The sequence below is a fragment of the Pseudonocardia hierapolitana genome (assembly GCF_007994075.1).
Classification (GTDB): Bacteria; Actinomycetota; Actinomycetes; order Mycobacteriales; family Pseudonocardiaceae; genus Pseudonocardia; species Pseudonocardia hierapolitana.
In genome coordinates this window covers 2947642-2962114 of record NZ_VIWU01000001.1, presented here as the reverse complement: position 1 = coordinate 2962114, position 14473 = coordinate 2947642, and the positions used below count along the sequence as shown (strand labels likewise).

14 protein-coding genes are annotated in these 14473 nt (G+C 73.4%); 10 read left to right on the top strand and 4 right to left on the bottom strand.

All coding sequences use genetic code 11. From position 1 onward, the window contains the following. Positions 1–56 precede the first annotated feature (56 nt). On the top strand, positions 57–803 hold the full coding sequence (locus tag FHX44_RS14170; protein ID WP_212612469.1) for a DUF2334 domain-containing protein: 747 nt from the start codon (positions 57–59) through the stop codon (positions 801–803). A 13-nt stretch (positions 804–816) separates the two neighbouring features. Here the strand turns inward: FHX44_RS14170 and FHX44_RS14165 are convergent, their stop codons facing one another. Next, positions 817–1443, bottom strand: coding sequence for an MBL fold metallo-hydrolase (locus tag FHX44_RS14165; RefSeq protein ID WP_147256238.1), 627 nt, complete (start codon positions 1441–1443; stop codon positions 817–819). A 135-nt stretch (positions 1444–1578) separates the two neighbouring features. On the opposite strand from FHX44_RS14165, the gene purS reads away from it, so the two are divergent. From purS to FHX44_RS14140, 5 genes are read left to right on the top strand one after another with little or no spacing between them, the layout of a single operon-like run. Continuing rightward, on the top strand, positions 1579–1812 hold the full coding sequence (purS, locus tag FHX44_RS14160) for a phosphoribosylformylglycinamidine synthase subunit PurS (protein ID WP_147256237.1): 234 nt from the start codon (positions 1579–1581) through the stop codon (positions 1810–1812). After that, positions 1809–2483, top strand: coding sequence for a phosphoribosylformylglycinamidine synthase subunit PurQ (purQ, locus tag FHX44_RS14155; RefSeq protein ID WP_147256236.1), 675 nt, complete (start codon positions 1809–1811; stop codon positions 2481–2483). Before purS ends, purQ begins: the two co-directional genes overlap by 4 nt. Before the next feature lie 29 nt (positions 2484–2512). Further along, positions 2513–3688 (top strand): PP2C family protein-serine/threonine phosphatase, encoded by a 1176-nt coding sequence (locus tag FHX44_RS14150; RefSeq protein WP_147256235.1) that lies wholly within the window; start codon positions 2513–2515, stop codon positions 3686–3688. Next, positions 3685–5262: a sensor histidine kinase gene (locus FHX44_RS14145; RefSeq protein ID WP_246170369.1), complete on the top strand. Its 1578-nt coding sequence runs from the start codon at positions 3685–3687 to the stop codon at positions 5260–5262. The genes FHX44_RS14150 and FHX44_RS14145 overlap by 4 nt, the downstream gene beginning before the upstream one ends. Continuing rightward, positions 5259–5711: a response regulator gene (locus tag FHX44_RS14140; protein WP_147256234.1), complete on the top strand. Its 453-nt coding sequence runs from the start codon at positions 5259–5261 to the stop codon at positions 5709–5711. Before FHX44_RS14145 ends, FHX44_RS14140 begins: the two co-directional genes overlap by 4 nt. 21 nt (positions 5712–5732) lie before the next feature. On the opposite strand, the gene FHX44_RS14135 is transcribed toward FHX44_RS14140, so the two are convergent. From FHX44_RS14135 to FHX44_RS14125, 3 genes are all read right to left on the bottom strand, one after another. Continuing rightward, on the bottom strand, positions 5733–6131 hold the full coding sequence (locus FHX44_RS14135; protein ID WP_147256233.1) for a RidA family protein: 399 nt from the start codon (positions 6129–6131) through the stop codon (positions 5733–5735). 15 nt (positions 6132–6146) lie between these two features. Next, positions 6147–6623, bottom strand: coding sequence for an RrF2 family transcriptional regulator (locus tag FHX44_RS14130; protein WP_147256232.1), 477 nt, complete (start codon positions 6621–6623; stop codon positions 6147–6149). Positions 6624–6711: 88 nt separating this feature from the next. Then, complete coding sequence (locus FHX44_RS14125; RefSeq protein ID WP_147256231.1) at positions 6712–7608, bottom strand: RNA polymerase sigma-70 factor; 897 nt, start codon at positions 7606–7608, stop codon at positions 6712–6714. Positions 7609–7754: 146 nt separating this feature from the next. Here FHX44_RS14125 and purL point away from each other — a divergent pair, with 146 nt between their 5' ends. The 4 genes from purL to purF all read left to right on the top strand — a co-directional run bounded on the left by purL (position 7755) and on the right by purF (position 14413). Beyond that, positions 7755–10022, top strand: coding sequence for a phosphoribosylformylglycinamidine synthase subunit PurL (purL, locus tag FHX44_RS14120; protein WP_147256230.1), 2268 nt, complete (start codon positions 7755–7757; stop codon positions 10020–10022). Positions 10023–10103: 81 nt separating this feature from the next. Beyond that, positions 10104–10463 carry a sterol carrier family protein gene (locus FHX44_RS14115; protein WP_246170368.1) on the top strand — a complete coding sequence of 120 codons (360 nt, stop codon included), beginning with the start codon at positions 10104–10106 and terminating at the stop codon, positions 10461–10463. Positions 10464–10588: 125 nt separating this feature from the next. Beyond that, positions 10589–12763 (top strand): putative bifunctional diguanylate cyclase/phosphodiesterase, encoded by a 2175-nt coding sequence (locus tag FHX44_RS14110; protein ID WP_147256229.1) that lies wholly within the window; start codon positions 10589–10591, stop codon positions 12761–12763. 60 nt (positions 12764–12823) lie between these two features. Further along, positions 12824–14413, top strand: coding sequence for an amidophosphoribosyltransferase (purF, locus tag FHX44_RS14105; RefSeq protein WP_147256228.1), 1590 nt, complete (start codon positions 12824–12826; stop codon positions 14411–14413). The last annotated feature ends 60 nt before the right edge of the window (positions 14414–14473 follow it).

Sequence of the window (14473 nt, the reverse complement as noted above, 5' to 3'; positions counted from 1 at the left end):
TCCGCCCCTCACGGCCTGGCCAACCGCTGTTCACACCGGCGTGCGTCCATAGCGGTGTGGCCGAATCCCACCTGGTCGTCTCCCTCTCGGGCCTGACCCACGACGCCCCCGAGGCGCTCGACCGAGCCGTCGCGTTCACCGCTGAGCTCCGGGTACGCGGGGTCCCGGTCTCGCAGCTCCTCCGCCCGGCAGGCGTTCCGGCGGCGTCCCCGCTCGGGCGGTGGATGCACGAGCGTCGTGCCGCGGGCGACGCGCTCGTGCTCCACGGCTACGACCACGCCACCGCCCCGATCGTGATGCCGCGGGTGGGCAGGCGCGCCGAGTTCGCCGCGCTCCCGCGCCACGAGGCCGGCCTTCGGCTGGTGGCCGCCCGCCGGGCGCTCACGGCGTTGGGGCTGCGGACGGACCTGTTCGTGCCGCCCCGCTGGCTCGCCTCGCCCGGCACCGTGGACGCGCTGCGTGAGCAGGGCTTCGGCGTGCTGGCCGACGAGAACGGCGTGCACTTCCTCCGCGAGCCCGGTACGCCGCTCCTGCGCTCGCGCGTGCTCGGCTTCCGGGTGTCCGGCGAGCGTCACCCGCTTGCCGACGATCGGCGAGCCGCCGAGGCGTGGCGCTGCCGGGTGCTGGTCGCCGAGGTGACGCGCACGGTGCGCCGCGGCGGTCTCGTGCGGATCAACGTGCGGGCCAAGGACCTCAAGCGCCCGGCTCGTCGGGCCGCCGTGCTGGCCGCGGTGGACGCCGCGCTCGGGCTCGGTGCGGCCCCGACGACCTACCGCGTCACCGTCGCCGCCCGCGCCGCCTGACCCGCCTCCCCGATCAGAGATCGGTGGCGGACTCCCGGTCCAGGACCGTGATCGTCGTCTTCTCCGGGCCGAGCCGCTCGAACATGCCGTAGTGCATCGCGGGGCGGGCGAGCACGGCCTCGTGGATCGGGACGGCCGTGCGCGGCGCGACGGCGCGCAGGTAGTCGACGGCCTCGGAGACCTTGAGCCACGGGGCGCCGCTGGGCAGGAACAGCACGTCGACGGGCGCCGGCGGCGGGGTGAACGAGTCGCCGGGATGCAGGTGCGTGCCGTCCACCAAGTAGGCGTTGTTCGGCACCACCGGGATGTCGGGGTGGATCACGGCGTGCTGTCCGCCCAGCACGTCGACGCGCGCCCCGCCGATCTCCAGCACGGCTCCCGGCGCGGTGACCTCGTGGGGGAGGTCCCCGAGCTGTTCCGCGGTGCCGGAGTCGACGATCAGTCGGGCGTCGGGGTTGGCGTCCAGCAGCGGACGGATGCGGTCGGCGTCGAGGTGGTCGAAGTGCTGGTGCGTGACGAGAACCGCGTCCAGCCCGCGCACCGACTCGAACCCGGCGGAGAAGGCACCCGGGTCGAGGAGCAGCCGGGCGGTGCCCGTGTCCAGCAGGAGGCACGAGTGGCCGAAGTGGGTGATGCGCACGGCCGCTCACTCTGCCACTGCCGTTCGGCGCTGGCCTGCCACGTTCCACCTCGTGGAGGAGTACGTCCGCCGAGTGGGAGGGGCTTCACGGCCGGTCGCGGCGAGGGCGCGGGGGCTCGCCCGTAGGCTTGGGGTGTGGCGAAGGTCGTGGTGGATGTGATGCCGAAGCCGGAGATCCTCGACCCGCAGGGGCAGGCCGTGGCGGGGGCACTCACGCGGCTCGGCGTCGCAGGCGTCGCGGATGTGCGGCAGGGCAAGCACTTCGTGCTCGAGGTCGACGACTCGGTGGACGACGAGACCCTTGAGCAGGTCGCGGCCACCCTCCTGGCCAACCCCGTGATCGAGGACTGGGTGGTGACCCGGGCGTGAGGATCGGCGTCATCACCTTCCCGGGCACGCTCGACGACGTCGACGCCGCCCGCGCCGTGCGGTACGCGGGCGCCGAGCCCGTGGCCCTGTGGCATGCCGACCACGACCTCAAGGGCGTGGACGCGATCGTCGTGCCCGGCGGTTTCTCCTACGGCGACTACCTGCGGGCGGGCGCGATCGCGAGCATCGCGCCGATCATGACCGAGGTCGTGGCGGCCGCCGGACGGGGCACCCCCGTGCTCGGCATCTGCAACGGCTTCCAGATCCTCTGCGAGGCGGGGTTGCTGCCGGGCGCGCTCGTGCGCAACGCCGGGCTGCACTTCGTCTGCCGGGACCAGCTGCTGCGCGTCGAGTCCACCGCCACCGCGTGGACGGGTGGGCTCAGGGTCGGGCAGGAACTGCTCGTGCCGCTCAAGTCGGGGGAGGGCCGGTTCGTCGCGGACGCCGCCACGGTCGCGCAGCTGGAGGCCGAGAACAGGGTGGTGTTCACCTACGCCGGTGGGAACCCGAACGGTGCGCTCGCGGACATCGCCGGCATCGCCTCCGCCGACGGGCGGGTGGTGGGGCTGATGCCGCACCCCGAGCACGCCATCGACCCACTGACGGGCCCGTCGGCCGACGGGCTCGGCCTGTTCACGTCGGTGCTGCAGGCCGCGGTGTCGGCCGCCTGACCGGCCTCGCACCGCCCTCCGCTGCGCAGATGACCGGATCCGTCCCCGCCTCCCCGCGACGCGTGCTGCTGGTCGAGGACGATCCGGGTGACGTGTTCCTGGTGCGGGAGCTGCTCGCGGAGGCCGATCCGGCGCTGCAGGTCGTCGTGGTGCACTCGGTCACCGACGCCGTGGCGAACGACCTGCTGCACCGCGTCGACTGCGTGCTGCTGGACCTGAACCTTCCCGGCGCGCACGGTCTCGACGGGTTGCGCCGCGTCCTGCGTGCCCACGGGGGCGCCGCGGTGTGCGTGCTCACCGGCGTGGACGACGAGCATCTCGGGGTGGCGGCGGTCGCGGCGGGTGCGCAGGACTACCTGGTCAAGGGCAAGGTGGATGGTCAGGTCCTGATCCGTGCGGTGCGCTACGCGGTGGAGCGGCGCAGGGCCGAGTCCAGCCTGTTGCGGCTGCGGGAGGAGCAGCTGGCCGCCGCCGAGTCGGCGCGGCTGGAGCGTGGGCTGCTGCCGTCCCCGCTGCTGGCGGGGAGCTCGGTGCGCGCCCGGTCGTTCTACCGGGCGGGCCGCACGCGCTCGCTGATCGGTGGGGACTTCTTCGACGCCGTCCTCGGCCCGACCGGCACCGTGCACGCGATCGTCGGCGACGTCTGCGGCCACGGGCCCGACGAGGCCGCGCTCGGCGCGCTGCTGCGGGTGTCGTGGCGCGCCCTCGTCCTGGCCGGCCTCGACGAGGCGCAGCTGCTGCCGAAGCTGCAGCAGGTCCTGGTGAGCGAACGGCACGACCCGGCGCTGTTCACCACGGTGTGCGCGCTCGCGATCCGGGCGGGCCGCGGCGGGCACCGGGAGCTGGTGGTGCGCCTGGCCGGGCACCCGCCGCCCGAGCTGTTGCGGCCGCACCTGCGCAAGCTGGAGCCGCCGGTCGGCGTTCCGCTCGGCGTGCTCCCGGACGCCACGTGGGACCGCCTCACCATGCCGCTGGACGCCGGGTGGGCGCTGCTGGCCTACACCGACGGCCTCATCGAGGGCCGCGGCCCCGAGCCCGGTGAACCCCTGTGGGAGGAGGGGCTGCACGCGATGCTGGAGGGGGAGCGGGAGACCGACCTGGAGCGGTTGCCCGCGCGTCTCGTCGAGCGCGCGCAGGAGCTGAACGGGGGTCCGCTGGCCGACGACGTCGCGATCCTCATCCTGTCCGAGGACGTGACCCCGTGACGGCGCCCGTCGACCCCGTCCGGCGCCCGCGTCGCCGCCCACTGCGCCTGCGCCCGAACACCGCAGGCACCGGGCGCTGGCCGCTCGCGCGGGTGTTCGTCGTGGGTGCGGTGCTCGCCGGGCTGGTCGCCGCAGGCACCGTGGCGCTGGGCGCCACCGCGATGTGGCGGCTGACGGAGGCCCGAGCCGCCCTCCTGGACCGGTCCGGGCCGGCTCTGCTCGCGGTGAAGGACCTGGCGAACGCCCAGCTCGAGCAGGAGACGGCGGTGCGCGGGTTCCTCCTCACGCGACGGCCGCAGTACCTCGAGCCGTACCACGCGGGCGCCGGTCGCAGCCAGGACGCGGTGAACCGGCTGAGGGCCGCGACGGAGGCGCTGCCGGAGATCGGACCGGAGCTCGACGCCGCGGTGCTGGCCCAGCAGGACTGGCGCACGGGGTACGCCGAACCCGTGGTCACCGGGGAAGCCGTGGCGCTGGGGCCGGACGCGGGCCTGGTCTTCTTCGACCGCGTGCGCAGGACCACCGGCGCCCTCGAGGAGCGGCTCTCCGAGCTGCGGCTCGACGGGCGGGAGCAACTGGCGTCCGCCGCGTCGTTCATCGCGTGGGCCAGTGCCGCGATCGGTGTGACGCTGCTCGTCCTGCTCGCCGTGGTGGGGATCGGGCTGCGCCGGCTCGTGCTGCGGCCGGTGTCCGACCTCGCCGCGCAGGTACGCGAGGTCGTCGCAGGCGACACGGACCGTCAGGTGGACGTCGAGGGGCCGCGCGAGATCCGCGAGCTCGGCGCCGACGTCGACGCGATGCGCAGCCACATCCTGCGCGAGCTCGACCACGCCCAGGCCGTGAACCGGAGGCTGGACGACCAGGCGCGCGAGCTGGAGCGCTCGAACCGGGACCTGGAGCAGTTCGCCTACGTGGCGAGCCACGACCTGCAGGAGCCCCTGCGCAAGGTGGCGAGCTTCTGCCAGCTCCTGCAGCGGCGCTACGCGGGCAAGCTCGACGAGCGCGCGGACCAGTACATCGCGTTCGCCGTCGACGGGGCGCAGCGGATGCAGCAGCTGATCAACGACCTGCTGGCGTTCTCCCGCGTCGGCCGCACCACCGAGGGCTTCGGCCGGGTCGATCTCGGCGCCGTAGCCGCGGCGGCCGTCGAGCAGCTGGAGCAGGCCAGGAACGAGGTCGGCGGCGAGATCGTGCTGGGCGCACTGCCGACGGTCCCGGGGGATCCCGGCCTGCTGCAGGCGCTCATGGCCAACCTGATCGGCAACGGCCTGAAATTCCACCGGAAGGGCGTGCCGCCGGTGGTGCGCGTGGACGCCCGGCGCGACGACGGGATGTGGGCGATCACGGTCAGCGACAACGGCATCGGCATCGAACCCGAGTACGGTGAGAAGGTCTTCGTGATCTTCCAGCGGCTCCACGGGCGGGACGCCTACAGCGGCACCGGGATCGGGCTCGCGCTGGCCAAGAAGATCGTCGAGTTCCACCAGGGGCACATCGGACTGGCTACCGGTGATGGTCCTGGCACCACGATCCGCTTCACCCTGCCCGCGCTGCGCGAGGAGACCGCCGAATGACCGACCAGCAGCCCAGGACGATCAACGTCCTGCTCGTGGAGGACGATCCCGGCGACGTCCTGATGACGCGCGAGGCGTTCGAGGAGAACCTGCACAACCGCCTGGACGTGGTCACCGACGGGGCGGCGGCGCTCGACTACCTGCGACGCGCGCAGCCCTACGCCGACGCACCCCGGCCGGATCTCATCCTGCTCGACCTGAACCTGCCCCGCCGCGACGGGCGTGAGGTGCTGCAGGAGATCAAGGCCGACCCGGATCTGCGGCACATCCCGGTGATCGTGCTGACCACCTCGAAGGCCCAGGAGGACGTTCTGCGCAGCTACCAGCTGCACGCTAACGCCTACGTCACCAAGCCGGTCGACTTCGACGGCTTCATCGAGGCGATCAAGCAGATCGACCACTTCTTCGTGAGTGTCGTCCAGCTCCCCCCGGACGTGCGGAGGAATTGAGGGCAGGTGGCGGAATCCGGGCTACGGCCGGACCGCGACCGCGTCGACCTCGAACAGCATGTCCGGGAGCGCGAGGCGGGCGACGCCGAGCAGGGTCTGGGCGGGCGGGTGCTCGCCCCAGATGCGGGTGATCACGCGGAGCAGCGCCTCCAGCTTCGCCTCGTCGTGGTCGACGATGTAGGTGCCGAGCCGTGCGACGTGCTCGAACCCCAGGCCCGCTGCGGCGAGGGCCGTGCCGAGGTTGGCGAAGGACAGCTCGACCTGTTCGGCGAAGTCGGCGGACGGCACGCCCCCATCGGGCCCCGATGCGTACTGGCCTGCGACGAACACGAGGTCCGGCGCCGGCGCAGCGGCGAGGTGGCTGTAGCCGAAGCCGACCGGGTCGTGCAGGGTCGGCGGGTTCGTCAGGGTGTGCGACATCTCGGTTCCTTCCGGTCACGTGTGTGAGCTGAACCAGCGCCGGGCGCGCTCGGGCACGCCGGGGGCATCGCGCTCGACGGCCTCGGTGAGGCCGGCGAGGGTCTGGGCCGCGAGCTCCCGGCGCCACGCGAGCTCCGCCCGGCGCATGGCCTGGTCGACGAGGCAGTGGCCGGTGACGCTCTCCCGTTCGTCCCCGAAGGGGCCCTGCTGCCGGATCTCCGCGCAGCGGAACGCAGGCTCGGGTCCCTCGATCGCGGTGACGATGTCCAGGAGGGAGATCCGCTCCGGCGGCCGGGCGAGCCGGAACCCGCCGCGCCGTCCGGGGACCGACGAGGCGATCCCCCCGCGCACGAGCGCCTGGATCTGCTTGTTGAGGTACGCCACCGGCAGGTCGTAGAAGGCCGCCAGCCGCGTGACCGTGACCGCCTCCTCGGGCCCGATCCACACGAGGTTGAGACAGCAGTGGACAGCCCACTCGACCCCGCGCCCCATCTTCACAATTCTGGACACTACATATCCAGAATATTCTCGTCCACATCGCCGGCGCTCGGGGCATCGCGGGGACACCGCGATCCACTGATCAGCGGCGCAGGGCGGTCTCCTGCTCCATGTGCGACAGCTTCTCGGGGTTGCGCACCGCGTAGAGCCCGGTGATGAGACCGTCGTCGATGCGGACCGCCAGGACGCTGTCGAGCTCGCCGTCCATCCGGACGACCAGCGCCGGGTAGCCGTTGACCTGTGCCGGCTGCATCGACAGCACGTCGGCGACCCTGCCCAACCCGACGGCCAGCAGGCGGGACACCTTGTCGGCGCCCACGACGGGCCGCGGCACGGCCTGCTTGAGCCCGCCACCGTCACCGATGAGGACGACGTCCGGCGCGAGGATGTCGAGCAGGCCCTGGATGTCGCCCGTCGCGGCCGCCTGCCGGAACGCCTCGAGCGCGTCGCGGGTGGCGGACTGGGAGACGACCTCGCGCGGACGGCGGGCCGCGACGTGCGCGCGTGCGCGGTGGGCGATCTGGCGCACCGCGGCGGGGGTCTTGTCGACGGCTTCCGCGATCTCGTCGTAGCCCAGGTCGAACACCTCGCGCAGCACGAACACCGCCCGCTCGGTCGGGGCGAGCGTCTCCAGCACCAGCAGCATCGCCATCGAGACGCTGTCGGCCAGCTCGACGTCCTCGGCCACGTCGGGCGAGGTGAGCAACGGCTCGGGCAGCCAGGGGCCGACGTAGGACTCCTTGCGGCGGCCCAGCGTGCGCAGCCGGGTGAGGGCCTGCCGTGTGGTGATCTTGACGAGGTACGCGCGCTGGTCCCGCACGTCGGAGAGGTCGACGCCCACCCAGCGCAGCCAGGTCTCCTGCAGGACGTCCTCCGCGTCGGCGGCCGAGCCGAGCATCTCGTAGGCGACGGTGAACAGCAGATTGCGGTGGGCGAGGAACGCCTCGGTGGCGGCGTCGGGCCGGTCGTCCTGGCTCATGTCCCTCCCTCTCGACGGGTACACCCCACCAGACGCCGGCCACCGCCGTCCTGTGACACGGGCACGGTCATGGCCCACGTCACGTGGACGCGTCCGGACGTGGGGTTGCGTCGGGCTTCCACGGTCCGCACGTAGGCTGAGCAGCTGTGACGCCTCACGCGGCCGCCGACACCGTCAAGAACGCCGCCACCACCCCCGACCAGCCCCAGCCCTACCAGGAGCTGGGGTTGAAGGACGACGAGTACGCCCGGATCCGGGAGATCCTGGGGCGCAGGCCCACCGACGCCGAGCTGGCGATGTACTCGGTGATGTGGAGCGAGCACTGCTCCTACAAGTCGTCCAAGGTGCACCTGGCCTACTTCGGTGAGACCACCACCGACGCCATGCGGGAGCGGATGCTCGCCGGCATCGGCGAGAACGCAGGCGTCGTCGACATCGGCGACGGCTGGGCCGTGACGTTCAAGGTCGAGTCGCACAACCACCCGTCCTACGTCGAGCCCTACCAGGGGGCGGCCACCGGTGTGGGCGGGATCGTCCGCGACATCATGGCGATGGGGGCTCGTCCGGTGGCAGTGGCCGACCCGCTGCGATTCGGTCCCGCGGACGCACCGGACACCCGGCGGGTGCTGCCGGGCGTGGTCGCCGGGGTCGGGGGCTACGGCAACTCGCTCGGCCTGCCCAACATCGGCGGCGAGGTCGTCTTCGACGAGAGCTACCTGGGTAATCCGCTGGTCAACGCGCTGTGCGTCGGCGCGATGCGCACCGAGGACCTGCACCTGGCGTTCGCCTCCGGCACCGGCAACAAGATCATCCTGTTCGGGGCGCGCACGGGCCTCGACGGGATCGGCGGTGTCTCGGTGCTGGCGAGCGAGACGTTCGGCGAGGAGACGGGCCGCAAGAAGCTCCCGAGCGTGCAGGTGGGCGACCCGTTCACCGAGAAGGTGCTCATCGAGTGCTGCCTCGAGCTGTTCCACGCCGGCCTCGTGGTGGGCATCCAGGACCTGGGCGGTGCGGGCCTGTCGTGCGCCACGTCCGAGCTGGCGAGCGCCGGTGACGGCGGCATGCACATCGACCTGGACGCCGTGCCGCTGCGCGCCTCGGGGATGACGCCCGCGGAGATCCTCTCCAGCGAGTCGCAGGAGCGCATGTGCGCCGTGGTGCGTCCGCAGGACGTCGACGCGTTCCTCGCGGTGTGCCGCAGGTGGGACGTGCTGGCCGCGGTGATCGGAGAGGTCACCGCGGGCGATCGGCTCGTCATCGACTGGCACGGCGAGACCGTCGTGGACGTGCCGCCGCGCACCGTCGCGCACGAGGGACCGGTCTACCGCCGTCCGGTCGCCCGTTCCGAGCGGCAGGACGAGCTGGTCGCCGACGCACCCGACCGGCTGCCCCGCCCGGCCGCGCCGAGCGAGCTGCACGCCGAGATCCTGCGGATGACCGCCAGCCCGAACCTGTGCAGCCGCGCGTGGGTCACCGACCAGTACGACCGCTACGTGCGCGGCAACACCGTCGCCGCGCAGCCCGCCGACGCCGGGGTGCTGCGCATCGACGAGCGGACCGGGCGCGGGATCGCCGTCGCCACCGACTGCAACGCCCGCTTCGTGGCGCTCGACCCCTACGCGGGGGCCCAGCTCGCGCTGGCCGAGGCCGTCCGCAACGTGGCCTCGAGCGGCGCGGTTCCGCTCGCCGTCACGAACTGCCTCAACTTCGGCTCGCCGGAGGACCCGCACGTGATGTGGCAGTTCCAGCAGGCCGTGCGGGGGCTCGCCGACGGCTGCGCGCAGCTGGGCATCCCGGTGACGGGCGGCAACGTGAGCTTCTACAACCAGACCGGCGAGCGGGCGATCCTGCCGACGCCGGTGGTGGGGGTGCTGGGCGTGCTCGACGACGTCGCCCGGCGCGTCCCGTCCGGGTTCCGGCGCGACGGTGACGCGATCGTGCTGCTCGGCAACACCCGCGACGAGCTGGGCGGCAGCGAGTGGGCGCACGTCGTGCACGGGCACCTGGGCGGGCGCCCGCCCGCCGTCGACCTGGCCGCGGAGGCCCGGCTCGCGGACCTGCTCGCGAAGGCCGCGGCGGCGGGGCTGCTCACCGGTTCGCACGACCTCTCCGACGGTGGGCTCGCGCAGGCGCTCGTCGAGGCGTGCCTCGTGGGCGGCCGTGGCGCAGGCGTGCAGCTCCCGCCGCTCGACCCGTTCGTGGCGCTGTTCTCCGAGTCGGCCGGGCGCGTGCTCGTCGCGGTCGCACCCGAGCACGTGTCCGAGGTGCTGTCCCGGGCGGCGGACGCCGGGGTGCAGGCACGCGAGATCGGCACCACGGGGGGATCTGCGCTGGTCGTCGAGGGCGTTCCCGAGCTTCCGCTCGCGACGCTGCGCACCGCGTGGGAAGGAACGCTTCCGGCGCTGTTCACCTGACCGGTCGCACGTTCTGCGCCGATCGAGCCCTGTTGCCTGGCCGAAGGGTCAGGGCTGGACTGAATCGGTTACCTTCGCCGGGTGCGGGGAGGAACCAGCGACACGCGGATCGGCTCCGCCGTCCTGGAATGGCTGGACGGCGGGCCTGCTCCGGACCGGCCGGTGCTGCGCGCCGCGGTGAAGGAGAGCCTCGCGGCCGTCGCGGCCGCCGCGCCCGGTCACAGCGTCGAGGTGCGGGTCCCTCCGTTCGGGGCGATCCAGTGCGTGAGCGGCCCCCGACACGGCAGGGGCACGCCACCCAACGTCGTCGAGACCGACCCGCGCACCTGGCTCGCGCTGGTGACTGGCCGCACCACGTGGGACGCCGCGCTCGGGAGCGGCGCGCTGCAGGCATCGGGCATCCGAAGCGGTGAGATCTCCAGGCTGTTGCCGGTGCAGTAGGGCACTGGGGTGCCGCTCGCTCCGGTGAATGCGAACACGTCGCGGTGGCGCGAACTCGGGCGAGGGACGGAAGATTGATCCGATCAGGGTCGAGCCGGACCGAACGGGCGACAGGAGGTGGCCGCGTGGTCGCACCGCGCAGCCTTCCCGACCCCCTGGGGCCACGGTGTGACCCGACCGCGTGCCGCCCGTTCCCCACGGTGGAGGGCGACCGGATCGACACCCTCGCAGCCCGCTGGGCCGAGTGCGCCTTCCACGACGACCCCGGCGCGGCCGCGCACCTCGCCACACTGCTCCGCAAGCTGGCGAGCGTGCTGCGCGCCGAGCCGTTCTGGCCGCTGTCGGCGCGCGCGATCGGCGCGGAGCTGGTCACGGCGGGCGGTCGCGGCGACCCGGAGCGCACCGACGCCGGCGACGTCGAGGGGCTCGTGGCGCCCAGCCTCCGGCTCCTGCGCCGGGAGCTGCCCGGGGCGTTCGGGCTGCAGGGGGCCGAGGGGGAGCGTCGCCTCACGGCCGCCCTCGACGAGATGGTCGCCGGCGTGGTGGGTGCCCTGCGCGACCGGATCCGGGTCGACCGCGACGAGATCGACCGCGCCCGCCCCGCGCGCGCGTCGGCCGTGGACGGAAGGCACATCCGGGCCGTCTACGAGCAGGCCGTGGTGGGGATCGCCATCGTGGCGCTCGACGGGAAGGTCCTCGACCTCAACCCGGCGCTCTGCCGCATGTTCGGTCTCGAGGGGCCGCTCGACCAGCCGCGCCCGATGTCGGACTTCGTGCACCCCGACGACATGGTCGACGTCGTCGAGCGCCTCAAGCGCCTCGCGGGCGGCGGCGAGCCCGACGTCGTGCGCATGGAGATGCGGCTCGTCCGCGTCGACTCACGGGTGATGTGGGTGCACGTCACGGCGTCGCGCGTGCTCGGAGAGGACGGCGCCCCCTCGCACGTGGTCGGGCTCGTCGAGGACGTGTCCGACCGGCACCGGTTGTGGTCCCGGCTGCGCGAGGCGTCCTTCGCCGACCAGCTCACCCGCCTGCCGAACCAGGCGGTGGCCGACCAGTGGCTGCACCGCGCGTTCGCGGGCGGCGGGCCGTCCCGCGTGGGCCTCTGCGCACTCGACCTCGACGGCTTCCACGCGATCAACGACGAGCTCGGCCAGCAGATCGGCGACCGGTTGCTGCTCGGTGTGGCCGGGCGGCTGCACCTCGCGGCCGGCAACAACGTCGTGTGCCGCACCGGCGACGACGAGTTCGCCGTGCTGATCGCCGACCCGACGGGCAGCTCGGACGTCAGCAGGATCGCCGACCGGCTCCAGGCCGCGCTCGCCACGCCGTTCCACATCGACGGGCACACCCTCGTCGTCTCCGCGAGCATCGGGGTGGCCGAGGCCCCCACGGCCCGCGGGAGCGCCGCCGAGCTGCTGCGGGCCGCCGACGTCGCCCGCGGATGGGCGCGGGCGCTCGGCGGCGGCAGGCGCGTGGTCTTCGACCCGGAGCGCGACGCCGCGGAGGCCGCGCGGTTCGCGCTGCTCTCCGGGCTGCGCGGCGCGATCGACCGGGGCGAGTTCCGCCTCGTGTACCAGCCGCTCGTGCGCCTGGCCGACGGCCGCGTGCGCGGTGCGGAGGCGCTGGTGCGCTGGCAGCACCCCGACCAGGGCGTGGTGGGGCCGGGCCAGTTCATCGAGCTGGCCGAGCACAGCGGCGCGATCGTCCCGCTGGGGCGCTGGGTGCTCCAGGCCGCCTGCGAGCAGGCGGCGGCGTGGTGGCGCGAGCTCGGCGACGAGGCGCCGTTCGTCAGCGTGAACGTGTCGCCGGTGCAGCTCGCCGAACCGACCTGGGTGCACGAGGTCACCCGCGTGCTCGCCGCAACCGGCCTGCCCGCGCACCTGTTGCAGCTGGAGATCACCGAGCAGGCCGTGCTGGGCGACGAGCTGGTGGTCCTCGGCGCGCTGGGCGAGCTGCGGAACGCGGGCGTCCGGATCGCGCTGGACGACTTCGGCACCGGCTACTCCAGCCTCGCCTGGCTGCGCAGGCTGCCCGTGCACGGCCTGAAGATCGACGGGTCGTTCATCGACGGGCTGCGCAAACCGTCGGCCGACCCGACCGACACGTCGATCGTCCGCGCGCTGATCGAGCTCGCCCACGCGCTCGGCCTCGAGGTCACCGCCGAGTGGGTGGAGACCGCCGTGCAGGCCCAGCGCCTCGCGGAGCTGGGCTGCGACGTCGGGCAGGGCAGGTGGTTCGGTGATGCGGGTCCCGGTGGGTGGGTCCCGGAGCTTTCCCGGCGTAGCATCGGCCGCTGAGCGGCCAGTTACACCCCAGAGTGCGCCGCTGCACCGTGCCGTCTGCGCGAGGAGCGTGTTGTGGGCCCGAGTTCCGCCCGGAACGAGCAGCCGACCGACCGCAACCCGGAACCCGACCCCCTCGGCCACGACCCCGACCCGGAACCGCGCGAGGAGTGCGGGGTCTTCGGTGTCTGGGCGCCCGGCGAGGACGTCGCCAACCTCACCTACTACGGCCTCTACGCCCTCCAGCACCGCGGCCAGGAGGCGGCCGGCATCGCCGTGTCCGACGGGCGCAGGATGGTCGTGTTCAAGGACCTCGGGCTGGTCAGCCAGGTCTTCGACGAGCAGGTGCTCTCGTCGCTGAAGGGCCACCTCGCCGTCGGCCACTGCCGCTACTCCACCACGGGCTCCACCACGTGGGAGAACGCGCAGCCCACGTTCCGCACCACGGCCACCGGCAGCGGCATCGCGCTGGGCCACAACGGCAACCTCGTCAACAGCGCCGAGCTGCGCGACGAGGTGGCGGCCGCCCGCGCCGAGGAGCGCGCCGATCGCGGTGCGATCCCGGCCAGCACCGACTCCGACCTGGTCGCCGAGCTCCTGGCCGTCACCGCGGCCGACACCGGGGTGGAGGAGGCGGCGATGCGCCTCCTGCCACGCGTGCGCGGGGCGTTCTCGCTCGTGTTCGCCGACGAGCAGACGCTCTACGCGGCGCGCGACCCGCACGGCGTCCGCCCGCTCGTGCTCGGCAGGCTCGAACGCGGCTGGGTGGTGGCGAGCGAGACCGCGGCGCTGGACATCGTGGGCGCATCCGTGGTGCGCGAGGTCGAGCCGGGTGAGCTGCTCGCCATCGACGCGGGTGGCCTGCGCAGCTCCCGGTTCGCGGCCCCGGAGCCGAAGGGCTGTGTCTTCGAGTACGTCTACCTGGCCCGGCCGGACACCAGCATCGCAGGGCGCTCGGTGCACGCGGCCCGGGTGGAGATCGGGCGCAGGCTCGCGGAGGAACACCCCGTCGACGCCGACCTGGTGATCCCGGTGCCGGAATCCGGCACCCCGGCGGCCATCGGGTACGCCCAGGGCTCCGGTATCCCCTACGGCCAGGGGCTGGTCAAGAACCAGTACGTGGGCCGCACGTTCATCCAGCCCAGCCAGACCATCCGCCAGCTCGGCATCCGGCTCAAGCTCAACCCGCTGCGCGACGTCATCCGCGGCAAGCGGCTCGTCGTCGTCGACGACTCGATCGTGCGGGGCAACACCCAGCGCGCGCTGGTGCGCATGCTCCGCGAGGCCGGGGCCGTCGAGGTGCACGTCCGGATCGCGTCCCCGCCGGTGCAGTGGCCGTGCTTCTACGGCATCGACTTCGCCACCAGGGCCGAGCTCGTCGCGAGCGGCCTCGACACCGAAGGCGTGCGCCGCTCCATCGGCGCCGACACGCTCGGCTACGTCTCCGTCGACGGGATGGTCGGGGCCAGCGAGCAGCCGCGCAGCAGGCTGTGCACGGCCTGCTTCACCGGCGAGTACCCGATCCCGCTGCCCGAGGAGGCGCGGCTCGGCAAGCACCTGCTCGAGGACCTCGCCGTGCCGGAGAACGCCTCCGGGGCCGCATCGGGCGATCCCGGCCCGCTCTCGGTCGGGTACGGGGCGGCCGACGCGCTCGGCCGGCCCTGAACCCGGCCCGAACCCGATCCCCGGCGGCGTGCGTGCCGCCGACCCGACTGCTCAGGAGTG

Excerpts from the sequence above, each read along its gene's own strand:
- FHX44_RS14150 (WP_147256235.1), top strand. The coding sequence starts at position 2,513 with ATGACCGGATCCGTCCCCGCCTCCCCGCGACGCGTGCTGCTGGTCGAG.
- FHX44_RS14140 (WP_147256234.1), top strand. The coding sequence starts at position 5,259 with ATGACCGACCAGCAGCCCAGGACGATCAACGTCCTGCTCGTGGAGGAC.
- FHX44_RS14135 (WP_147256233.1), bottom strand. The coding sequence starts at position 6,131 with ATGTCGCACACCCTGACGAACCCGCCGACCCTGCACGACCCGGTCGGC.
- FHX44_RS14130 (WP_147256232.1), bottom strand. The coding sequence starts at position 6,623 with ATGGGGCGCGGGGTCGAGTGGGCTGTCCACTGCTGTCTCAACCTCGTG.
- FHX44_RS14125 (WP_147256231.1), bottom strand. The coding sequence starts at position 7,608 with ATGAGCCAGGACGACCGGCCCGACGCCGCCACCGAGGCGTTCCTCGCC.